The organism is Xanthomonas sp. NCPPB 1062 (genome assembly GCF_041481705.2).
Lineage (GTDB): Bacteria > Pseudomonadota > Gammaproteobacteria > Xanthomonadales > Xanthomonadaceae > Xanthomonas > Xanthomonas euvesicatoria.
The window spans coordinates 492,547-515,897 of record NZ_CM192987.1 but is presented as its reverse complement, the minus strand read 5'-3'; the positions used below and the strand labels follow the sequence as shown (position 1 = coordinate 515,897).

Below are 23,351 nucleotides of genomic sequence, written 5' to 3'. Positions count from 1 at the left end.
AAGTGCTTCATGCAGGCCGGGCAATGTTCGGTGCGTTATTCCCTTTGCCGGGATCGGGCCGGATCTTGAACCAGATCGAATACATCGCCGGCAGGAACACCAGGGTCAACACGGTGCCGGCCAACGTGCCGCCGATCAGCGTGTAGGCCAAGGTGCCCCAGAACACGGAATGGGTGAGTGGAATGAATGCCAGGATCGCCGCCAGTGCCGTCAGAATCACCGGACGCGCACGCTGCACGGTGGCTTCCACCAACGCATGGAACGGATCCAGACCCTCGGCTTCGTTGTGATGGATCTGTCCGATCAGGATCAGCGTGTTGCGCATCAGGATGCCCGACAGCGCAATCAATCCCACCAGCGCATTGATGCCGAACGGCTGCTGGAACAGGATCAAGGTCGGCACCACGCCGATCAGGCCGAGCGGGCTGGTCAGAAACACCATCACCATCGCCGAGATCGAGCGCACCTGCAGGATGATGATGAGCAACGTGGCCGCCAGCATGATCGGGAACAGCGGCAGCATCGCGGCGATGGCCTTGCCGGACTCCTCGATGGAGCCGGCCTCCTTGATCTGATATCCGCTGGGCAGTTTGTCGATGATCGGCTGCAGCTGCCTGGTGATCGCAGCCGAGACATCCGGCGGCTGCAGCGTGTCGTCGACATCGCCGCCCACCATGATGGTCGGCACGCGATCGCGGCGCCGCATGACCGGCTCTTCCATCCGCACATCCACCTTACCTACCTGCGACAGCGGGACGCGTTGGCCGTTGCCGCCGGCCAGGGTGAAGTCGGCGATGCGTGCCGGATCCAGACGGGTATCGCCGGCCGACCGCGCCACCACCTGCACACTGCGGATATCCTCGCGCACCAGCGTGATCGGCACGCCGCTGAGCAGGAACTGCAACTGCTGGGCGACCGCGGCCGAGGTCAGCCCCACCGCCTGCAGGCGATCCTGGTCCAGGCTGAAATGCAGGGTCGGTGTGCGCACGCCCCAGTCGGTATTGACGGTGCGCAGCATCGGGCTGTCCTGCATCACCTGCATGACTTGCGCAGCGATACCGCGCAGCACCTTCGGGTCCGGACCGCTCACCCGGTAGGCGACCGGAAACTTCGAATACGGGCCGAAGGTCAATTGCGTCACGCGCACGCGCGCTTCCGGTGCCAGGCCTTGCGCGATCGCCTCACGCAAGCGCAGCTTCAGCGCATCGCGCTCGTGCTGGTCGTCGGTGCGCACCACGATCTTGGCGAACGAGGGGTCCGGCAGTTCCGGACCCATCGCCAGGAAAAAGCGCGGCGCGCCCTGACCGATGTAGGCGGTCACGATCTTTGCTTCCTTCTGCTTGGACAGCCAGGCTTCCACCTTGGCGGCAGCCGTGCTGGTCTGGTTGATCGAGGTGCCGTACGGCAGCTGCACTTCCACCAGCACTTCGGGCCGGTCGGAGATCGGGAAGAACTGCTTCTTGACCATGCCCATGCCCACGACCGCCAGCACGAACAGCCCCACCACGGACCCTGCGACCAGCCACTTGCGGGCAATGACGCGACCCAGCGCCTGGCGGAAGCGGTTGTAGCGCGGCGTGTTGTAGATCGCTGCGTGGCCGCCTTCGACTTTCTTCAGGTCGGGAAGCATCTTCACGCCCCAATACGGCGTGAACACCACCGCCACCACCCACGACACGATCAACGCAATGCCCACGATCCAGAACATGTTGCTGGTGTATTCGCCGGCCGTGGAAGCAGCAAATCCGTTCGGCATGAAGCCCACCGCGGTGACCAGGGTGCCGGACAACATCGGTGCGGCGGTGTGGCTCCAGGCATACGCCGAGGCGGCAACGCGGCTATAGCCTTCTTCCATTTTCACCACCATCATCTCGATGGCGATGATGGCGTCGTCGACCAGCAAGCCCAGCGCCAGGATCAGCGAGCCCAGCGTGATTCGGTCGAAATTCTTGCCAGTCGCCAGCATCACCACGAACACTGCTGCCAGCGTCAGCGGCACGGCTGCCGCCACCACGATGCCCACGCGCCAGCCCATGCTGACGAAGCACACCAGCATCACCACCAGCAACGCGACGAAAAACTTGGTCATGAACTCGCCGACCGACGCATCGATGTTGACGGCCTGGTCGGTGACCTTGCTCAGACGCATGCCCAGCGGCAGTTCGGCATTGATCGCCCCCACTTCGGCGTCGAGCGATTTGCCCAGATCCAGGCCATTCCAGCCATCGCGCATGATGATGCCCAGCAACAACGCCGGTTCGCCGCCGCTGCGGATCATGAAGGTGGACGGATCTTCGTAGCCGCGTTTGACGGTGGCGATATCGGACAATTTCAGCGTGCGGCCCTGCACGACCAACGGGGTGTCGCGGATCTTCTGCAGGCTATCGAGCGCACCATCCAGGCGAATGAACACCTGTGGCCCGCGCGTTTCCACCGAGCCGGCCGCATTCAACGCGTTTTGCGCGTTGAGTGCGGCAAACACGTCCTGCGGACTGACCCCCAGCGTGGCCAGACGCTCATGCGAGAACTCGACAAAGATGCGCTCGGGTTGCTCGCCGATGATGTTGACCTTCTTGACGCCCGGCACGTGCAGGATGCGCTGGCGCAGGGTCTCGGCATCGCGTGCCAGCAAGCGCTGCGGCTCGCCCTTTGCCTTGAGCGCGAACAGCGCAAAGGTGACGTCGGCATATTCGTCGTTGATCAGCGGCCCGATCACGCCGGCCGGCAAGTTGGCCACTTCATCGCCGGCCTTCTTGCGCGCCTGATAGAACTGCTCCTGCACCTCCCCAGGCGGAGTACTGTCCATCAAGGTCAGCGTCGTAAACGCAAGACCCGGACGCGTGTAGGTTTCGGTACGGTCGTACCAGCGCAATTCCTGCATGCGCTTTTCGAGTTTCTCGGCCACCTGGTCCTGCATTTCCTGCGGCGTGGCACCGGGCCAGGCGGTCACGATCGTCATCACCTTGATGGTGAATGCCGGGTCCTCGGCACGACCGAGCTTGAGAAACGCCACCAGGCCGGCCAGCGAGATCAGGAAGATCAGAAACAGCGTGATGGAGCGCTCGCGCACGGCAAGCGCCGAGAGATTGAACCGGCCCTCGCTCACGGCTGCGCTCCTGCCGCCTTGGCGGTGCTGCCAGCAGTGGCCGCGCTGCTACCGGCCACGCCTTCGCCGGCAATGCGTACCTGCTCGCCTTCGCGCAACAGATGCGCCCCCAACGCCACGATGCGCTCGCCGCGTGCCAACTTGCCGGCCACGTTGGCGTGGTCATCGTCCAGGCCCAGCACCGTCACCGGCCGCCAGCTCACCCTGGTCGGGTTGCCGGCAATCACCCACACGCCCGGCCCCTTGCCGGCGTCGAACAGCGCGGCCAGCGGTACCTGCAGGCCGGCCTGGTTCCCGGAGGCGGTGCCGCCGGGGACGCGCACGCTGACCGTGGTGCCGAGCGGTGCCTGTGCGAGCGCGCCGTCCAGCACGTAGCGTGCCTCGAAGGTGCGGGTGAGCCGGTCGGCGCTCTCGGACAGCTGGCGCAAGGTGGCCGGCACGGTGACGGCGGCGTTGCCGAACAGCGTGGCTTGGGCCACCGAGCCGACCTGCGGGCGCAGGGTTTCCGGCAGCTGGATCACCGCTTCGCGCGGGCCGGCGTGCGCCAGCCGCACCACCGGCTGCCCGGCCGCAACCACCTGGCCCGGCTCGACCAGCGTTTCCATCACCACGCCGTCGGCGTCGGCCGCCAGGTCGGTGTAGCGGTTGGCGTTGCGCGCCACGTCAGCCTGGGCCTGGGCGGCGCTCAGCTGCGCCCTGGCCGCATCGGCGGCGGCCTTGATCTGGTCGTAGGCCGAAGCCGAGATGGCGCCGGTACCGCGCAGGTCGCGGTACCGGGCTTCATCTTCGGCGGTCTGCTGCGCCCGGGCGCGCGCGGCGGCCACCGTGTCCTGCTGCGCACGCGCAGCCAGTTGCAGATCCACCGGGTCGATACGCATCAGCGGTTGCCCGCGCTTGACGCTCTGCCCGGCATCGACCAGCCGCTCGGACACCTTGCCGGCCACCCGGAACCCCAGGTCGCTCTGCACGCGCGCCGCTACCGTGCCGGAGAAGGTGCGCACCGCAGCGCTGGCATCGCCAGCCGTGGCAACCCGCACCCGCGGCGCGGCGGTCCGTGGATCGGGCTGCGCCTTGCCGCCGCAGGCGCTCAGCGCCAGCGGCAAGACACAGAGGAAGGTAAAAGCGACAAGGCGGCGGCGACGCATGGCAATCCCGGAGCGATCGGATGAAGGCTCGCATCCTGAGACTTGTGACTAAATCAGTCAATAGTCACAAACATCTTTTTACGGCGACAGGCTTCGCAATACCAGGCTGGACAACAGCAGCGGCACGTCGCCGGCATGATCCAGGCTGTGCTGCAGCAGCACCGGATTGATGTAGGGGCGCATCACCAGATAGGTGGCCTGGGTCAGTTCGTCCAGCGGCGTCTTGCGCTCGAAGTCACCGTTCTGGCGCCCTTGCACCAGAATGTCCTGCAGCAGTGCCTGGATGTGGCCCTCGTACGCAATGACGGGCGGCCAGCGCTCGGTCGCGGCCGACGTGGCGATCTCGTACAACTTGCGCTCGCGCGAGTACAGCCGCAGGCTCGCCTCGATAATCGCCTTGAAAAGGCTACGCAATTTCTCTGGCGGCGACGCCGCGGCAGACACCGCAGCCAGCACCTCGGCCTCGATCTCCCCCAGGCAATGCGAGCAGATCATCTCGCCGATGGCCTGCTTGGATTCGAAGAACTTGTAGATGTAGGCCTTGGAAAAACCGATCTCCCTTGCCAGGTCGGACACGGCCGTCTTTTCGTAGCCGTAGCGGCTGAAATGCTCGGTGGCGGCCACCACGATCTGGTCGCGAACGTCATGGTCGGCCGGGCCGCGGCCCGACACGGGATAGTTGGATGCTTTGCTCATCGCGACAGCTTAGCGCCGTCGTTGCCGACTTACAAAAGTGACTATTTCGTATTATAGTCACTTACCACTCGTCATTCCGGCCCCGCCCATGTCGTCACTCCGCACCCTCGCAGTGTTCGTTGCCGCCAGCCTCGTCACAGGTTGCGCGGTTGGTCCCGACTACGCCCGGCCGGAGGTGCCGCTGCCGGACCGCTACATCGGCCAAGCGGATATCGCGCAGCGCCAGGCCGCAGTGCCAGCCGACCTGTCGACCTGGTGGGACGGCTTCAACGATCCCGACCTGAGCCGCTACATCAATGCGGCGCTGGCGCAAAACCTGGACCTGGCCCAGGCCGGCGCACGCGTGGCCCAGGCGCGCGCCGGGCTGACCGCCGCCACTGCCGCGCTGCTACCGGCGGGCAACGTGAGCGGCAGCGCCACGCGTGCCTACCAATCGCTGGAAACCCCACTGGGCCAGGTGCTCAACAGCACGCCCAACTTCGACCGCCATGCCAGCGTGTACGAAGCCAACCTGGGCGCCAGCTGGGAGCTGGATCTGTTCGGGGGCCTGCGCCGCGGCCGCCAGGCGGCCTTGGCCGACTACCAGGCCACCGAAGCCGGCGCCGCGGCCACCCGTCTGGCGGTGGCCGCGCAGACCGCCGATATCTACATCAGCGTCCGCGGCTTGCAGGCGCGGCTGGACATGGCGCAGCGCCAGGTCGCCACCCAGCAAGGGCTGGTTTCGATGGTGACGCTGCTGCACGGCAAAGGCCTTGCCGCCGAGCTGCAACTGCAGCAGGCCCAGGGCGCACTCGCGCAGGCGCAGGCCGGCGTGCCGCCTCTGGAAGCCGGCCTGGTTGCGGCAATGAACGCGCTGGACGTGATGCTTGGCGTGCCGCCCGGCACGCACCGTGCCGAGCTGTCGGCGACCAAACCCATTCCGCCAGCCCCCCAGATCGCCGGCAGCGGCACCCCCGGCGACCTGCTACGGCGCCGGCCCGACCTGATCGTGGCCGAGCGTCGGCTGGCCGCCTCCAATGCGCGTATCGGCGTGGCGATGGCCGAGTACTACCCCAAGTTTTCGCTGAGCGGCCTGCTTGGCAGCGCCACCGCCATCTCCGGTGCGAACCTGTTTACCGGCGACGCCGCGCAGTCGTCCGGCGTACTCGGCCTGCGCTGGCGGCTGTTCGACTTCGGCCGCATCAACGCACAGATCGCACAGGCCAAAGGCCAGCAAGCCGAACAATTGGCGGCTTATCGCCTTGCGGTATTGCGCGCCACCGAAGACGTCGAAAACGCATTCACCGCACTGATCAAACGCGAGCAGCAGGCAGCGGTGCTGACGCAGGGCGTGGATGCACTCGGCAAGGCACGCGGCGCCTCTGCGCTGGCCTACGAAAAAGGCACGGTGAGCCTGATCGAAGTGCTCAACGCCGACGACAGCCTGCTACGCGCCTCCGACGCGCAGGTGCAGGCGCGTACCGACGCGGCGCGCAGCGCGGTTGCGACCTTCAAGGCGCTGGGCGGCGGTTGGCAGGCCGGCGGTGCGGGTCCTGCTGCGATCGCTGTCGCCGTGGACAGCAACCGTCACCAAGACGACACGACAGCAACTAAGTGAATGACACGCCACGCTGACGTTGATGGGCGTCTGCGCAGGTGGCACGCCACCGCTACCGATGTCGCCGGCTACACGCAACCGCAAGAGCTGGCCGACAGGGTCAGCAAACGGCTTGTCAGCCGTGCTCAATCGGCATGGAAGCGCACGCCTGCATTGATCTTGCATTGATACGCCAGCACCGGCCCGCGTTGCTGCAGGCCCGGCAAGTCGTACATGTAGGTGGTGAAGCGCAGCGTGTCATCCGGGCGCAGCTGGTAGCGCATGAATTGCTGGATCGGCTTGCCGTCGTTGGCCACGGTAAAATGCGCATCGGAAAAGGCCACGGTACCGTCGGCGGTGATGCGATAGGCGTCGATGTGGCGGCCGCCGCGGGTCTGCGTGGCCGGCGTGCCTTCTTCGGGCGTGCAACGTGCAAGGTCGGTGCTCACACTGACGTCGTAGCCGGCGTCCAGGGCAGCGAGAACTTCGGCGCGGTTGTTCAGCGATTCGGTGGCCAGGGCAGGCAGCGCACACGCGCACAGCGTGGCGAACAGCGCGGCAGAAACAAGACGTGGCATGGCGGACTCCAGGCGGGGAAATGGATGCGACGGCCTGGGCTTGCATGCGCCCAGGACCGCCAACATGACCCAGTTCGGCCTGCATGAGCGCGCGGCACTACGCATCGCGCGGCATGAGTGCGCTCGCCGGCGGACGCCGCGCACAGATCCAGAGGTCGGCCATCACTGCGCATGCGCGGGCGGCGCGATGCGCAGGTCAAGATCGTCAAAGATCTCGTCAATTACCACATCTACAACCGCGCGTTGACCTCGCGCGGCACGTGCTCGGGCGTGGGCTGTAATGCCGGCGTTGCGCCCAGCAACAAGCGGTCGGCCAATGCACGCGTGGCCACGCGCAACTCGGGCACGGCGGTGATTTCCCAGTAACGCCCCCGCAAGAGCGGCCCGACGCAATACAGTCCCGGCACGATCTGACCGGCGCTGTCACGGACGCGCAACTGCGCATCGGTGTCCACGCCCAGGCCCAAGGGATCGGCCCGCAACAGACCGGCTTCGCGCATGCCGGCGATCAAGGGATCGCTGGTGCGATCGATGTCGGTATCCAGCCCGGTAGCGCGAATTACCGCATCGTAATGACCGGTCTGCGCGTCGGCAGCACCACGCGGGCGGATCACCGCCTCCACGCCATCTGGCACCCAGCGCGCCCGCAGCAAGCGCGCAGAGACAATCTGCAACTGGCCCGATGCCTGCAGTTGCGCCAGCTGTTCGGCCGCACCGGGCGCCACGCGATGGCGCGCCACTTCCCAGTACGGGCGCAGGTGCCGCAAAAAGCGTGCACGCTGGGGAAGTTCCAGGCGCTGCCACAGCGGCTGCAGATGCGGGCGCAGCGCATCCACCACGCGACGCCAATCGTCGACCACCGCACTGAGCTGACGCACTCCGCGCAGCAGGCCACGCAGGTCGGCGTCCTTGAGCGCACGCTGCAGATGCGGCGGCAATTCCAATGGCGCGCCGGGCTGGCGCAGATGCGCCTGCGGTGCCAGTCCGCGCCGCGAAATCGCCAGCAGGCGGCCGCGATGCCCTCGTGTGTGCAAGGTCAGCGCCACGTCCACCATGGTCAACCCGGTACCGACGATCAGCACATCGTCGTCCGGCGACAGCCGCGCCAATGCGTCGCCCTGCCACGGCCACCCGATGTAACGCGGATGCACGCTCAAGCGCGGGCCGATACCCGCCAGCGCCTGCGGTTGCAGTGCGCCGACCGCCAGCACCACGCGATCGCTCTGGAAGGCATCGCCATTGGCCAGAAACACGCGGAACCCCTTGCGCACGCGCTCCACCGCCACCGCTTCCTGCGACAGCCGCATGACCGACGCCTGCGCACTGCTCACTGCTGCATCCAGTTCGCTGCGCAGATAGTCGCCGTACGCCAGCCGCGGCAGGAATTCCAGCCGCCCGCTCTCGCCCAGGTGCAGCGTATCGGCAAAGGCACCGGGCGCCTGTGCGTCGATGCCCAGGTCCTTGGCACGCACGTTGAGCAGATGCTCTGGCCGCGCTGCGCCGTAGGCGATCCCGCTGCCAAAGGTCTCGGCCACGCCGACCAGGGTGATGCGTACCTGCGCATCGGCCGTCTGCGCCAGCGCACGGACCAGCGCGGTGCCGCAGAAGCCGGCGCCGATCACGGTGATATGGGTTTCCATGTGCAAATCCCGCTGAATGACCCGCACGTTGTGCCCGCAGCGCGCCGCCGATGTGTAAACGTTTGGTTAGCGCCGGGCAAGCAAAAACGCATGAGCTGATCGCCGGCAGTGATGAGGCAGGCGGGGCATGCAGCGCCGATCGTCCATGGCAGCGATATGACAGCGATCGCCACCGTACGCGGCGGTTCCGCGTGCGTTTGCGCATGTCTGTTTTCTGCGGCGCTGCGCAATGCGGCGATGCAAACGGCTGAGGCCAATGGTCCGGTGCAGCGCAAACATGCAGGGCGATCGTCGTCCGTGCCGCACTTGCGATACGCGTGGCGACCCCGTGGCCCGCGGCTATCGGATAATACGGCCATCCAAACCGAGCAGCCGCCATGTCAAACACCGCAGTTCGTCCGCAACGCGTGCTGATCGCTGGCGGCAGCCGTGGCATTGGCCTGGCGATCGCAGAAGGCTTCGTGCGTCATGGCGCGCAGGTTTCGATCTGCGCACGCAATGCCGCCGGTCTTGCACACGCAGCAGACGCACTGGCAGCGCATGGCACCCCGGTGCATACACTGCCTTGCGACCTGGCAGACGCCACGCAGATCGATGCCTACGTGCACGCTGCAGCACAGGCGCTGGACGGCCTGGACGTGGTCATCAACAATGCTTCCGGCTTTGGCCATGGCAACGACGATGCAAGCTGGCAGGCGGGCCTGGATGTCGACCTGATGGCCGCAGTGCGCTGCAACCGCGCCGCGTTGCCGTATCTGCGCCGCAGCGCGGCTGCGGTGATCCTCAACATCAGTTCGATCAATGCGCAACGCCCCACCCCGCGCGCGATCGCCTATTCCACCGCCAAGGCCGCGCTCAATTACTACACCAGCACCCTGGCTGCAGAGCTGGCGCGCGAGCGCATCCGCGTCAATGCGATCTCGCCTGGCTCGATCGAATTTCCAGGTGGTCTGTGGGACAAACGCAGCCGCGAGGAGCCGGAGCTCTACGCACGCATCCGCGACAGCATCCCGTTCGGCGGCTTCGGACAGGTGCAGCATGTTGCCGATGCCGCGTTGTTTCTGGCATCGCCACAGGCGAGTTGGATCACCGGGCAAGTGTTGGCCGTGGATGGCGGGCAGTCGCTGGGCGTGTAAGCACCATCTCTGCTGACGGAGATACCGATCGGCTGCTCGCGGACTCGTAGGAGCGTGCCTGCGCGCGACCCAGCTGCATCGGTAACGCGTCCTCGCGCGCAGTCACGCTCGACGACACGGCGGCGTTTCGCCTGTATCCGATGTCCCCACGCCGAAGCGACGAGATCCCGTTAGCCAGCCAACTCCGCCGCCTCGATGCTGTGCTCACCCCGTGCCGGTGCCAGCGCAGCTGACACCATCGCCGCGGCAATCCGTTCGGCCGGATTGATGCGAAAACGACGTGGCAGGAGCGGGCCGAGCGCGCCAAGGACGACGCTGCCGATGTGCTCGCCGGTGCGGCGCTCTTCGCGTTCGCCGCCGATCAGGCCGGGGCGTACGAAGGTGAGCGAGGGGAAACCGATCTGGCGCAGATCGCGCTCCAGTTCGCCCTTGACGCGGCTGTAGAAGATGCGCGACTGCGCGTTGGCGCCGGCCGCCGAGTTCAGCACGAACACCGAGGTACCTTGTGCGCAGGCGGCGCGCGCGATGGCCAGCGGGTAATCGTGGTCGATACGATAGAACGCATCGCGCGAGCCGGCCTGTTTCATCGTGCTCCCCAACGCACAGATGGCCGCTTCCATGCGCGGTGCCGTCCAGTGCTCGAGCCGTTCGAAGTCGATCACCTGATTGCGCAACTTGGGATGGATCTGCGCCAGCGGCCGCCGCGTCATCGCCACCACGCCGGTGCAGCGCGTATCGCCCAGCAATTGCTGCAGCACGTGCCTGCCGACCAGGCCGGTCGCCCCTGCCAACAAGACATCCATCAGGCCATCCTCGCCATCAGCGCGCGCCTTCGGAGACGATCCGCGCACTGCTGACGATGCGATCGCGCTCCACCGCCAATAGCGTCAGCGAATGCGCCGGGGCCTTCCATTCGCTGCCACCGGCCACCACACGGCCGCCGTGGCGCGCGGTGTCCACCAGCACGCGCCAATGTTCGTCATGCATGGCCGGCAGCGTAAACGACACCGCGGTAGAGGCGGCATTGATCAGCATCAGCAAGGTCACGTTGGCGGCAATCTCGCGCAGGCCGGTGGTCGGCGAGCGGCCATCCAGACGCAGCATCAATGCGCGCGCTTCCGGGTCGTGCCAGGCGGCTTCATCCATCTCGGTGCCGTTGGGCGCCAGCCAGGTCAGATCCTTCAGGCCCAGCGCTTCGTCGAACTTGCCGTCGAAGAAACGCGCACGATGCAACAGCGGGTAGCGCTGCCGAATACGAATCAACCGGCGCACGAATGCGGCCTGGTCGGCGGCGGCAGCCTTGGTGGCAGCGGTCCAGTCGATCCAGGTCAGCTCGTTGTCCTGGCAATACGCGTTGTTGTTGCCGTTCTGGCTGTGGCCGAACTCATCGCCGGCCAGCAGCATCGGCGTGCCCTGCGACAACAGCAAGGTGGCGAGCAGGTTGCGCATCTGCTGGCGACGCAGCTGCTTGATCGCCGGGTCGTTGGTCTCGCCTTCCACGCCATAGTTAGAAGAGATGTTGTGGTCGCTGCCGTCCCTGCCGTCTTCGCCATTGGCGAGGTTATGCTTGGTTTCGTAGCTGACCAGATCGCGCAGGGTGAAGCCGTCATGCGCGGTGACGAAATTGACCGATGCGGTGGGGCGGCGGCCGCTGTGATTGAACAGGTCCGCAGAGCCGGTGAGGCGCGTGGCCAACTCGGCCAGCTGGCCGCTGTCGCCGCGCCAGAACGCGCGCACGTTGTCGCGGAACTTGTCGTTCCATTCCACCCAGCCGGGCGGGAAATTGCCCACCTGATAACCGCCGGGGCCGATATCCCACGGCTCGGCGATCAGCTTGGTCTGGCTGAGCACCGGATCCTGGCGCACCGCATCCAGGAAACTGCCGGACGGATCGAAGCCATAGCGTTCGCGGCCCAGGATGCTGGCCAGATCGAAACGGAAGCCGTCCACGTGCATCTCCTGCACCCAGTAACGCAGCGAATCCATCACCATGCGCAGCGCGCCGACATTGGTGAGGTCGAAGGTGTTACCGGTGCCGGTGTCGTTGATGTAGAAGCGGCGATCGTCGGCCAGGCGATAATAGCTGGCGTTGTCGATGCCCTTGAACGAGAGCGTGGGCCCGAGCTCGTTGCCTTCGGCAGTGTGGTTGTAGACCACGTCCAGCAGCACTTCCAGGCCGGCGTGATGCAGGCGCGCCACCATCTGCTTGAACTCGGCCACCGTGCGCGTGGACATGTAACGCGCCTGCGGGGCAAAAAAGCCCAGCGTGTTGTAGCCCCAGTAATTGCGCAGGCCTTTTTCCAGCAGATATTGATCGTCCACGAACGCATGCACCGGCAGCAATTCCACGGCGGTGACGCCGAGCGAACTGATGTGGTCGATCAATTCGTCGGTCTTCAGCGCCGAAAAGGTGCCGCGCTCTTCCGGCGGCACCGCCGGATGCAGCATGCTCAGCCCGCGCACGTGCGCTTCGTAGATCACCGTGCGGTTCCAGGGCGTCTGCGGCGGGCGGTCCTGGCCCCAGGTGAAGGCCGGGTCGATCACGGCGGATTTGGGCATGAACGCGGCGCTGTCGCGGCGGTCGAAGCTCAGGTCCTTGTCGCGATGGCCGATGATGTAGCCGAACAGGTGCGGCGCCCATTTGAGTTCGCCAACGATCTGCTTGGCGTACGGGTCCAGCAGCAATTTGTTGTGGTTGAAGCGGTGCCCGGCATCGGGCGCATATGGCCCGTGCACGCGGTAGCCATACAACTGGCCGGGCCGTGCGTCGGGCAGATAACCGTGCCAGACCTCGTCGGTGTATTCGGGGAGCGCAATGCGCTCCTGTTCGCGGCCACGTTCGTCGAACAGACACAGCTCCACCCGGGTGGCATTGCGCGAATACAGCGCGAAGTTGACGCCCAACCCATCCCAGGTGGCACCGAGCGGGTTGGGACGGCCTTCGCGAATGCGCGAGCGCTGGGTGAACTTGCGAGTGGCCATCGGTGACTCCTTAGAACGGTGAACGCAAACGGTGCGCGATTTTGCACTGGCGGCGCAGTCCGCAGCACACGGGCCGGCGCGCAGCAGGCCGGCCCATGCACGCTGCCAGACGCGCCGTTACTGGCGTGCAGCGATCGGGGTGGCCGCGTATTCGGCGGCCTGTTCGGCGGCGCGCTCCTCGGCCTCCACCAACCGCTCGGCCATGGCCCAATGGCGGTCCGCGTGCCCGTCCGGGCGGCCCTCCGCCTCCCAAATCTCCCGTGCCAACTGGGCAAGCCGCGCCTGCCGTTCCATGTCATTCATTGCGTACGTTTCTCTCAGGGGTCAATTTTCTTGGGACAACAACACTGCCACCGGCGCACGTGCAAACAGCGTGGATAGCGCCACGCGGCCGCGCTGCGACTGCAGCGTGCTGCCATCGAGCACATTACGGTATGTGCCCTCGCCCAATGCCAACGACGCCTGACCCCAGGTGGCAGGCGCCACCAGCAACGGCAGATCGCCATCGCCTTCGACGCCGGCGCCCAGCCGCGTGACGGCCACCACCAGCGACTGACCGCGATACTGGCGACGGAATGCCAGCGCCTGTGCATCGCCGCCGACCGCCACGTTCAAGGGTTGGTAGTCGCCCTTCGCAAATAGCGCTGGAAATTCGCGGCGCAACTGCAGCAACAGCGTCGTCAGGCGCGCCTTGACCGCGCCATCGCGCCAGCTGCGCAGCAACCCGGAGAAGTCGCGCGCCTGCTGCAGCCACTGCTGGCGCTGGACGTAATCCACCGGGCGGCGGTTGTCCGGATCCACCAACGACAGATCCCAGCCTTCGGTCCCCTGGTACAGGTCGGGCACGCCGGGCACGGTCAGGCGCAAGGTGGTTTGCACCAGGCTGTTGCGCGCGCCGGCGGCGGCGATGTAGTTGCTTGCGCGCAACAGCGCGCGCCGCAGCGGCAGCCCGGCGCGGCTGCACAGCACCTGCTCCACGGTGGCCTGCACGGCGTGCTCATAGGCCGGCGAGCCGTCGGTCCAGCTGGTGTGCAGCTTGGCTTCGCGCACCGCCTTGAGCAGCCATTGCGCGATGCGCTCGGCGTAGCCGGCAAGCGGCTCGGTCTGGTCGGCGCCCAGGCCGATCGGCCACGCCGCCACCAGGGTCTGCCACAACATCTGCTGGTCGCCCCCGGCCAGGGCCGGCGATTCCAGCGCGTCGGCCAGCGCATCGAACTGGGCACTCTGCTCGACCCACCAGCGCGGTTGCTCGGACAACACCGCCAGCCGCATGCGCAGGTCTTCGCCACGCTTGTGGTCGTGGGTGGCGGTGGCCAGCAACGCGCGCGGGTAATGCTTGGCACGCTCGAGATTCTGCGCGTGGAACTCGGCCGATTCGTTGGCGAAATGGGTCGGGTGGCTGCCGACCTCGTTGCGCGACAGCAGCACGCCGTGCCGGTAGAACGCGGTGTCCTCCACCGACTTGGCATTGAGCGGTGCGGACAGCTGCTCCACGCGACGGCGCAGGATGCGCCGCAAGGCGATCTGCGCACGGTCTGCGCCGGCATCGTCGAGCAACCACCGCTCGATCGCATCCACGGCCGCCACGATCGATTCCGGCATCCCCTCGCGCGCCTTTGCGGAGGTAGCGTGCAATCGCTCCGCTTCGCTGCCGGTGATGCCCTTGGCGCCGGCATAGGTGCGGTACACCGGGAACCAGCGCAGCAGCACGCACAAGCCGCGCGCCAGCATCTGCGGGCTGAACTCGCGCGTGGGCGGATCCAGCCGCGCCAACGCCGACAACGCACCCACGGCGCGATTGAATTCGCTCTGCAGCGGGCCACGCAGGATTTCGTCGCGGGCGGTGCGTTCTTCCTGCGCGAAATCGCCGCTGCGCCCGCTCACCTTCTGCCAGGCACGCGCCAATGGCCGGAAGCCGGCCGCATCGTGCAGCACGCCGCCCACCTGGTCCATGAAGTCGTAACCGGTGGTGCCATCGCACGGCCAGTCGGCTGGCAGGTGCTCGCCCGGTGCGAGGATCTTTTCCAGGTACAGGCCCAGCGTGCCGGGCTTGAGCCCACGCGTGCGGCCGGCCGCATCCAGCCGGCTGCGCAGCTTGCGCACATAGCCGGTGGGGTCGGTCAGCCCGTCCACGTGGTCGATGCGCAAGCCGTCCAGATGGCCTTCGGCCACCAGCCGCAGCGGCAACGCGTGCACCGCGTCGAACACCGCCGGCAATTCCACCCGCAAGGCCACCAGCGAGGTGATATCGAAGAAGCGGCGGTAGTTGAGCATGTCGTTGCCCACGCGCCACCAGTTCAGGCGATACGGCTGGCGTTCGATCAACTTGTGCAGGCGGCCGTCGCCGCGTTTGGCGCCGTCGTTGTAGTCGCGCAGCCACTGCGCACGTGCGGCTTTCTCGGGGATGTCCAGCGTCTGCGGACGAATCGGGTAACGCTGGTCGTAATGCGCCAACGCCGCGCTGCCGTCGTTTTCGATCACCAGCGTGATCAGGCCTTCGGCCAGCGCTGTCGCATACGGGCGATCCAGCACCGCCAGCCACAGCTTGCCGTCGCGCCCGGGCGCGCGCCAGTCGATGTCGAACCAGTCGGCGTGCCTGGCGCTGCGGCCATTGCGCAGCACATCCCACCACCACGCGTTCTGCGCATGCGTGGCCATGTGGTTGGGTACGATGTCGGCGATCAGACCCATGCCGTGTTCGCGCGCGGCCTGCGAGAGCGCCACCAGGGCGTCTTCGCCGCCCAGTTCGGGATTGACCGCGGTGGGGTCGATGTTGTCGTAGCCGTGGGTGGAGCCCGGCACGGCCGTGCCGATCGGCGACAGGTACAGGTGACTGATACCCAGGCCTGCGTAGTACGGCACCTGCGCGAGCGCATCGTGCAGGGTGAAGCCGGCATGCAGCTGCAGGCGGGCGGTGGCGCGAAGATCGATCATGGATGCGGTTCCGAAACGGCCGCGACGCGACGCGCCTCGGCAAAGCCGTGCAGCGCCGAATGCAGGCGCGCATGCGGCAAGGGATCGGGCAGGCGTCGACGCCAGTTGGGATGCACTTCGACGGTGCCCGGCAGGTTGGGTTGTTCGTCCAGGGCCAGCGCGTCTTCCACCGGCAACAAGGCCAGCGGCGAGACACTGGTGGCGGTGAAGCGCAATGCGCCCAGCAGCGGGTCGTGCGCACTGCTCAGGCCGGCAAGTTCGACAGCGGCATCCAGCCGTGCCACGTCCTTGTTGCGCGCGGCGGCATCGTCGCTGGCCTGCGCGGGCTGGATCAATTCCAGCTTGCGCCGCCATTCGATATCGCGGCCGGTGCGCCAGCCGGTGAGCGTGGGCAGGTCGTGCGTGGTGGTGGTGGCGATCGCATCCGGCCGCCACAGCGCCGGCGAGACGAATGCGCCATCGTCGTCGCGGGTGAACATCAACACATCGATGCCCATCACTCCACGCTGCGAGAGTTCTTCGCGGATGCCCGGCGGCACCACGCCCAGGTCCTCGCCGATGACGATCGCCCGGTGCCGCCACGATTCCAGCGCCAGCAGGTTGAGCAGATCGTGCAGCGGATAAGCCAGATACGCACCTTCATTGGAGCTGGCGCCATCGGGGACCACCCATAGCCGCATCAGGCCCAGGATGTGGTCGATGCGGATGCCGCCGCGGTCGCGCAGCACCGCACGCAGCAGCGCGATATACGGCGCGTAGCCGCTGCGCCGCAGCGCCGTGGGCGAATACGCCCCGATGCCCCAATGCTGGCCATCGGCATTGAAGGCATCCGGCGGCGCGCCCAGCACCAGCCCGCGCAATACGGTGTCGGCCGCCGCTGCGGCTTCGGCGCCGTTGGGGTCGAAGCCCACCGCCAGATCGGCGATCAAACCGATCTTCATGCCGCGCTCGTGCGCCTCGCGCTGCGCATCGGACCAGCTGCGCGCCGCCAGCCATTGCGTGAACACATGCAGCTGCGGATCGTTGTCGCCGAAATCCTGCGCAGCAAAGCGTGCAAAGCCCTCCAGCGCCGCGCCGCCTGCGTTGCGGAAGGCGACGAGATCGGCATGATCGGGCGAAACGCGCGTGTACAACTGGCGCAGCAATTCCCACTTGGCGTGCGCCGAGGCCTGCCAATCGATCAATGCAGCGTTATGCAAGCCATCGAAACGTTCGCGCAGGCCGGGCACCGCGTTGATGGCATCCAGCGCCAGTTCGCCCAGGATGCGCACCGGCGCGGCATGCAAGGGATCGAGAAAGCGCCGATCGCTGGGCGAATACGGGCTGTAGCCGCCGCTCACCGGGCGCGCGGCGTGCACCGGACTCAATGCCAGGGCGTCGGCGCCGGCCAAGGCCGCGTGCCGCAACCATTCCACCGTGCCGGCGGCATCGCCGATACCGCCGTCATCCAGGCTGCGTGCCGAATACACCTGCAGCGCCATGCCCCAGGCACGCGGCGATGGCTGGCCACAGGCATCGGCCACACTGAAGCAACGTGGCGGCGCCACGGCCACCTGCTGGGTAATCGCGCCGATCTGCAGCGTCCAGTAACCGAAACGCTGCGGCGCGCGCAGGCGCCCTTGCGCATCGGCACGCACGTCTTCGCTGGCGCCGCTGTCGTCGCTCCAGCGGCCACTGGCGTGTGCCGCCACGCGCAACGGCAGCGGCTGACCCACCTGCACCGTCAGCAACGGCGCCGGCTCGTCGGCCTGCGCCTGGCAGCGGCGCAGGCTGTCGGTGCGCTGCGCCGCGGTGGCGGCCGGCAGTTCCAGCGCGCTGAGCACCGCATGCACCGATTGCTCGGAGACCTGCCGCGGCTGGTCGCTGGCATCCACCCAATCCACCATCACCCCGGCCGCGGCGGCCAGGGTGTTGAGATCATGCCCGCCCGGATCGCGCGTACTCATGCCTGCGCCTCGTGCCAGGCGATGAAGCCATCGACCGGTAGTTCCCGCGCATCGGCAGCCACGTTTTCGACATGCGCCACGCGTCCGCGCAGCGGCGGCAACGGCACCGGCTGGGTGCCGACATTGAAGGCGATATGCCACAGCCCGCCCGGCAGCTCCCAGGTGGCGGCCACCGCGCCATCGGCAAGCACGCTGGCACGCACGGCGCGCGCTTGCGCCAGGCCCGGCACCAGCCAGCGACGACGCACGTCCAGCAGCGCCGTGAACCAGCTTGCCCACTGCGCGCCGTCGCCATGCGCGGCGTCAGCGATCGGCGCACGCGATGCCGCGAACGTGGTATGGCTGTTCGGATCGGGAATGGTGGCGCGCTGGGCTTCATCGGCAAATGCGGCGAAGTGCGCGAACTCCTTGCGGCGGCCTTCGCGCACCGCATCGTCCAACGGTGGGCCGAAGTCGGTGAAGAACAGGAACGGTTGCTTGGCGCCCCACGGTTCGCCCATGAAAAACAGCGGAATCATCGGCGTCAATGCGGTCAGCGCCAAGGCCGCGCGCAAGCGTTGCGGCGACACCAGCACGCTCAGCCGCTCGCCGCGGGCGCGGTTGCCGATCTGGTCGTGATTCTGCGCAAACACCACGAATTTGTGCGGCGGCAAGGCGCCACTGGGTTCGCCCCGCACATGCCCGCGCGGGTCCGGCTCGCCCTGATAGGCGAACCCTTCGCCCAGCACGCGCGCCAGGTGCTCGGTCGGCTTGTCGGCGAACGCGGCGTAATAGCCTTCCTCTTCGCCAGTGAGCAGCACATGCAGCGCGTTATGGAAGTCGTCATCCCACTGCGCGGTATAGCCACGCTGCAGTTGCGAGGCCTGATTGGCCTCATTTTCCAGCACCAGATGCACATGCCGCCCGGCCGGCAGGCTGGCCTCGACGGTCTCGCGCAAGGTATCCAGGAACGCGTTGGGCGATATCGCATGCACCGCATCCAGGCGCAGGCCGTCGAAACCGTATTCGTGCAGCCACATCAGCGCGTTGTCGAGAAAATACCGCTGCACCGGCGGCTTGCGGAAATCGATCGCCGCGCCCCACGGGGTGGGCTTGTCCTCGTTGAAGAACGGCGCGGCATAGCTGTGCAGGTAATTGCCGTCCGGGCCGAAGTGGTTGTAGACCACATCCAGCAACACCATCAGGCCATGCCCGTGCGCGGCATCGATCAGCGCCTTCAGTTCGTCCGGTGTGCCATACGCCTCCACCGGTGCATACGGCAGCACGCCGTCGTAGCCCCAGTTGTGCGCGCCGGGAAACGCGCTCAACGGCATCAGTTCGATGGCGGTGATGCCCATCGCCGCCAGCTGCGGCAGTTGCGCCTGCACACCGGCATAGCCGCCGCAGGTGCCGACATGCACTTCGTAGATCACTGCCTCGTCCCACGGCCGTCCCTGCCACTGGGCGTTTTGCCAGGCATAGCCGTCGGTCGGCTGTACCGCGCTGCGGCCGTGCACGCCTTCGGGCTGCCAGCGCGAGGCCGGGTCCGGGACCGGCTCAGCGCCGTCGACGCTGTAGCGGTAACGCGCATTGGCAGCGCAGTCGATGACGGCGCTGAAAAAACCGTCCTGTCCCGCCTGCAGCGCGCGGCGCGCGCCGTCGTCGAAGACCACGTCCACGCTCTTGGCTGCTGGAGCCCAGAGCGCAAAGCGCACCTGTCCTTCACCCGCCGGCCAGGCGCCCCAGGCCGGTGTGATTGCATTGCGCTGGTTCATCGTTATTTCTCCGCTTGCAGATAGATCGTGGCCAGCGGCGGTAGGGTCAGGCGCAGACGTTGCGCATGCCCATGCATGCCCACCGGCTCGGTCGCCAGGCGACCGCTGTTACCGAGGTTGCTGCCGCCGTAATGGGCACTGTCGGTGTTGAGGATCTCGCGCCAGAGGCCGGCACGCGGCACCCCCACGTGATAGTCGTGATGCGGTTGCGGGGTCAGGTTGCTCACTGCCAGCAACGGTGCGCCGCCGGCAGGATCGTGGCGGACGAACGCCAGCACGCTGTTGCGCGCATCGTCGGCCACGCTCCAGTCGAAGCCGTCGGCGCGATGGCTGCCGCGATACAGCGCCGGCGTGCGGCGCAGTGCGGCGTTGAGATCGCCCACCAGTTGCTGCATGCCACGATGGCGCACGCCGTCCAGCAGATGCCAGTCCAGCGACTGGTCGTGATTCCAGTCGGCCCATTGGCCGAACTCGGCGCCCATGAACAGCAGTTTGTCGCCCGGGTGCGCCCACATCAGCGCCAGGTAGGCGCGCAGGTTGGCAAAGCGGCGCCAGTCATCGCCCGGCATCTGCCCGAGCAGGCCACCGGTGCCGTGCACCACTTCATCGTGCGAGAGCGGCAACACGAAGCGTTCGTCGAAGGCGTACACCAGCCCGAAGGTGAGCTGGCTATGGTGCTGCGCACGTTCGGCCGGATCGCGCTGCATGTAGCCCAGCGTGTCGTGCATCCAGCCCATGTTCCATTTGTGGGTGAAGCCCAGGCCGCCATCGCTGATCGCGGCGGTCACGCCCGGCCAGGCGGTCGATTCTTCGGCAATGGTGAGCACGCCGGGGAACTGGGTGGCGATTTCGCGGTTGAGCTGGCGCAGGAACGCGACCGCCTCCAGATTCTCGCGGCCGCCATGCGCGTTGGGCACCCACTCGCCTTCGGCGCGGCCGTAGTCGCGATACAGCATCGAGGCCACCGCATCCACGCGCAGGCCGTCGAGGTGGTAATGCTCGATCCATTCCAGCGCGCTGCCCAGCAGGTAAGCGGTCACTTCCGGCCGACCGTAGTTGTAGATCAGCGTATTCCAGTCGCGATGCATGCCTTCGCGCGGGTCGGCATGCTCGTACAGCGCGGCGCCGTCGAACTGGGCCAGGCCGTGCGCGTCATCGGGAAAGTGCGCGCTGACCCAATCCAGGATCACGCCGATCCCGGCGCGGTGACAGGCATCGACGAACTGCGCAAAGCCGTCCGGGCTGCCATGGCGCGCGGTGGGCGCATACAGGCCCAGCGGCTGATAGCCCCAGGAACCGCCGAACGGGTGTTCGGTGATCGGCAGCAATTCGATATGCGTGAAGCCGAGCTGCTGTACGTAAGGAATCAACTGCTCGGCCAGCGTTGGCCAGTCCAGCGGTTGGTTGTGTCCGTCGCGGCGCCAGGAGGCGGCATGCACCTCGTAGATCGACAGCGGCGCCGGCACGGCGCCGGGGTCGCGGTTGGCCATCCAGGCCGCATCGGTCCAGGCGAATGCGGCGGCGCTGGGCACCACCGAAGCGGTTGCCGGCGGCAATTCGGTTTGCCGGGCCACCGGGTCGGCCTTGAGCAGCACCCGCCCATCGGCTGCGGTGACGGCATATTTGTACCGGGCGCCGGCTTCCACGCGCGGCAGGAAGAGTTCCCAAAAGCCACCGATGCGCTGCCGCATCGGATGCCGCCGCACGTCCCAGCCGTTGAAGTCGCCAACCACCGCCACGCGTTGGGCATGGGGTGCCCACACCGCAAAGCGCACGCCTGGCACATCGCCACAGTGGACATGCTGCGCGCCCAGCGCACGACGCACGGCCTGGCCATCGCCGGCAGCGATCTGCAGCAGCAGCGATTCGTCCAGCGTGGCCGCGAACGCGTACGGGTCTTCGACCTCCTGCACCCTGTCTGGCCACACGATGCGCAGCCGGTACGGCCCATCGGCCGCCAGGATGCCTTCGAAGACGCCATCGATGGCGCTGGCCTGCATGCGCGCGAGCAGCTTGCCGCGCGGGTCGATCAAGCCCATCGCCTCGGCGCCCGGTGCCAACACGCGCACCTGACGGCGGCCATCGGCCAGCGGTTTCGGTCCAAGCACCGCAAAGGCATCGGCCTGCAAGCCGTTGGCCAGGGCTTGCAGGGTCTGCGACGTTTCCGAGATCCCTTCCGTGGTCATGCCGTCTGCTTCCGTGCGCTGCTCCTGCCCGCCCTGCCGTTCGCTCATGACACCGTCGCGAGCGCGGGCGCGGTTGCGGCGGTGTGTTCGTAGAGCGAGAGGTATTTCTTGCCTGCCACGTCCCAACCGCTGGGACGCAGCATGGCCGCGCGCCGCATCGCAGACAGCAGGCTGGGCAGGCGGAAGGTGCGGAAGGCGCGCTCCAGGCAGCGGCGCAGCGCTTCGACGCTGGCGTGCTGGAACAGGAAGCCGGTCACGCCATCGTCCACGGTGTCGATCAGCCCGCCGGTCGCATGCGCGATCGGCAGGCAGCCGAAGCGCTGCGCATACATCTGGCTCAGGCCGCAGGGCTCGAAGCGCGAGGGCATCAGCAGGAAGTCGGCACCGGCGAACATGCGCCGCGCCAGGCCTTCCTCGAAGCCGATGAAGGCGCCCACCTGGCCGGGATAGCGCCTGGTCAGCTCGGCCACCTGCCGTTCGATCTCCGGCTCGCCGCCGCCGATCACCGCGATCTGGCCGCCAGCGGCCACGATCTGCGGGGCCACCTCGCAAATCAGGTCCAGGCCCTTCTGATGCACCAGCCGCGACACCACCGCAAACAGCGGGCCGGTGCTCTCGCGCAGCCCGAATGCCTTGCGCACCTGCGCTGCATTGGCCTGCCGGCCCTGCCACTGGTTCACGCTGAAGTGCGAATCCAGGTATTCATCGGTGCGCGGATCCCAGCTGGCGTCGATGCCGTTGACGATGCCGGTGAGCGCGCCCTTGGCAGCGCGACCGGCCAACAGCCGGTCCAGGCCGCAGCCCTGTGCCGGGCCGGTGATCTGCTTGGCGTAGCTGACGCTGACCGTGTTGACGTGGTCGGCATTGACGATGCCGCCGCGCAGGAACGACATCTGCCCATAGAACTCCAGCTCGGCCACTCGCTCGGCAGGGATGCCCAGCGCGGCAGCCATCGAATACGGCACCAGGCCCTGGTAGGCCAGGTTATGGATGGTCAGCAGGCACGGCGTGGTGCCGCCGGACCAGCGCACATAGCCGGCCGCCAGCGCGCAGGGCCAGTCGTTGAGATGCAGCAGGCGCGGTTTCCAGCCCAGGCCGGCGTGGCCGGCCGCAATCTGCGCGGCGGCATGCGACAAGGTGGCAAAGCGGATCGCGTTGTCCTCGAACTCCGAACCGCTGGTGCTCACATAGGGCGAGCCGTCGCGTTCGAACAACTCCTTGGACAGCAGGATGTAGATCGGCAGCCCGTCCGATTGCACGATGCGGCCGATGTCGCAGGCCGGCAGCGCGGCATGCGCCAACACGCGGCCCACGATCTCCACCTTGCCCGCACGCTCGAGCACGGCGCGGTAGCCAGGGATCAGCACACGTACGTCGTAGCGGTGGCGCAGCGCGCGCGGCAACGCGGCCGCCACATCGCCCAACCCGCCGGCCTTGATGAAGTCCGCCATTTCCGACACCACGAACAAGGCACCGCGCGTGTCTGCCAACGAGACCGGCAAGCGCTCGTGGTGACGGATGAAGCGGCCACGCGCATCGCGCGGGCGCCCGCTCTTTTTCAGAGTCGGGAGCAGCGTGCTGCGCTCTAAGCGTGCGGTAGTAGCGTGAAGCGGCATCATGGCAACCATCGAAACATCCGTCGTAATGTGGGTGGAGACGGAAAAACGGCGAA

15 protein-coding genes are annotated in these 23,351 nt (G+C 67.1%); 2 read left to right on the top strand and 13 right to left on the bottom strand.

The features are described from left to right. Positions 1–7 precede the first annotated feature (7 nt). The 3 genes from ACCQ16_RS02200 to ACCQ16_RS02190 all read right to left on the bottom strand — a co-directional run bounded on the left by ACCQ16_RS02200 (position 8) and on the right by ACCQ16_RS02190 (position 4,947). Entirely contained in the window at positions 8–3,106 is a 3,099-nt protein-coding gene (locus ACCQ16_RS02200; RefSeq protein ID WP_277572997.1) for an efflux RND transporter permease subunit, read from the bottom strand. Beyond that, complete coding sequence (locus tag ACCQ16_RS02195) at positions 3,103–4,251, bottom strand: efflux RND transporter periplasmic adaptor subunit (RefSeq protein ID WP_014089164.1); 1,149 nt, start codon at positions 4,249–4,251, stop codon at positions 3,103–3,105. Before ACCQ16_RS02195 ends, ACCQ16_RS02200 begins: the two co-directional genes overlap by 4 nt. 78 nt (positions 4,252–4,329) lie before the next feature. Further along, positions 4,330–4,947 (bottom strand): TetR/AcrR family transcriptional regulator, encoded by a 618-nt coding sequence (locus ACCQ16_RS02190; protein ID WP_008575513.1) that lies wholly within the window; start codon positions 4,945–4,947, stop codon positions 4,330–4,332. An 88-nt stretch (positions 4,948–5,035) separates the two neighbouring features. Here ACCQ16_RS02190 and ACCQ16_RS02185 point away from each other — a divergent pair, with 88 nt between their 5' ends. Continuing rightward, positions 5,036–6,544: an efflux transporter outer membrane subunit gene (locus ACCQ16_RS02185; RefSeq protein ID WP_372380191.1), complete on the top strand. Its 1,509-nt coding sequence runs from the start codon at positions 5,036–5,038 to the stop codon at positions 6,542–6,544. A 125-nt stretch (positions 6,545–6,669) separates the two neighbouring features. On the opposite strand, the gene ACCQ16_RS02180 is transcribed toward ACCQ16_RS02185, so the two are convergent. After that, positions 6,670–7,101 (bottom strand): VirK family protein, encoded by a 432-nt coding sequence (locus ACCQ16_RS02180; protein WP_277572999.1) that lies wholly within the window; start codon positions 7,099–7,101, stop codon positions 6,670–6,672. A 230-nt stretch (positions 7,102–7,331) separates the two neighbouring features. Next, positions 7,332–8,741 carry an FAD/NAD(P)-binding protein gene (locus ACCQ16_RS02175; protein ID WP_008575506.1) on the bottom strand — a complete coding sequence of 470 codons (1,410 nt, stop codon included), beginning with the start codon at positions 8,739–8,741 and terminating at the stop codon, positions 7,332–7,334. Positions 8,742–9,118: 377 nt separating this feature from the next. Here ACCQ16_RS02175 and ACCQ16_RS02170 point away from each other — a divergent pair, with 377 nt between their 5' ends. Then, positions 9,119–9,877 (top strand): SDR family NAD(P)-dependent oxidoreductase, encoded by a 759-nt coding sequence (locus ACCQ16_RS02170; RefSeq protein WP_277573001.1) that lies wholly within the window; start codon positions 9,119–9,121, stop codon positions 9,875–9,877. Between the two features lie 170 nt (positions 9,878–10,047). On the opposite strand, the gene ACCQ16_RS02165 is transcribed toward ACCQ16_RS02170, so the two are convergent. The 8 genes from ACCQ16_RS02165 to glgA form a co-directional block, all read right to left on the bottom strand. Continuing rightward, complete coding sequence (locus tag ACCQ16_RS02165) at positions 10,048–10,680, bottom strand: NAD(P)H-binding protein (protein ID WP_029818445.1); 633 nt, start codon at positions 10,678–10,680, stop codon at positions 10,048–10,050. Positions 10,681–10,696: 16 nt separating this feature from the next. Then, positions 10,697–12,859 carry a glycogen debranching protein GlgX gene (gene glgX, locus ACCQ16_RS02160; protein ID WP_008575501.1) on the bottom strand — a complete coding sequence of 721 codons (2,163 nt, stop codon included), beginning with the start codon at positions 12,857–12,859 and terminating at the stop codon, positions 10,697–10,699. 117 nt (positions 12,860–12,976) lie between these two features. Continuing rightward, entirely contained in the window at positions 12,977–13,162 is a 186-nt protein-coding gene (locus ACCQ16_RS02155; protein WP_008575499.1) for a DUF2934 domain-containing protein, read from the bottom strand. Between the two features lie 21 nt (positions 13,163–13,183). Continuing rightward, positions 13,184–15,793: a malto-oligosyltrehalose synthase gene (treY, locus tag ACCQ16_RS02150; RefSeq protein ID WP_277573002.1), complete on the bottom strand. Its 2,610-nt coding sequence runs from the start codon at positions 15,791–15,793 to the stop codon at positions 13,184–13,186. Continuing rightward, positions 15,790–17,739: a 4-alpha-glucanotransferase gene (locus ACCQ16_RS02145; protein ID WP_277573003.1), complete on the bottom strand. Its 1,950-nt coding sequence runs from the start codon at positions 17,737–17,739 to the stop codon at positions 15,790–15,792. Before ACCQ16_RS02145 ends, treY begins: the two co-directional genes overlap by 4 nt. After that, positions 17,736–19,493, bottom strand: a complete 1,758-nt coding sequence (gene treZ / locus ACCQ16_RS02140; protein ID WP_277573004.1) for a malto-oligosyltrehalose trehalohydrolase — start codon at positions 19,491–19,493, stop codon at positions 17,736–17,738. The genes ACCQ16_RS02145 and treZ overlap by 4 nt, the downstream gene beginning before the upstream one ends. Positions 19,494–19,495: 2 nt before the next feature. After that, entirely contained in the window at positions 19,496–21,727 is a 2,232-nt protein-coding gene (locus tag ACCQ16_RS02135) for a 1,4-alpha-glucan branching enzyme (RefSeq protein ID WP_277573005.1), read from the bottom strand. Next, entirely contained in the window at positions 21,724–23,307 is a 1,584-nt protein-coding gene (glgA, locus tag ACCQ16_RS02130) for a glycogen synthase GlgA (RefSeq protein ID WP_008575489.1), read from the bottom strand. The genes ACCQ16_RS02135 and glgA overlap by 4 nt, the downstream gene beginning before the upstream one ends. Between the last annotated feature and the right edge of the window lie 44 nt (positions 23,308–23,351).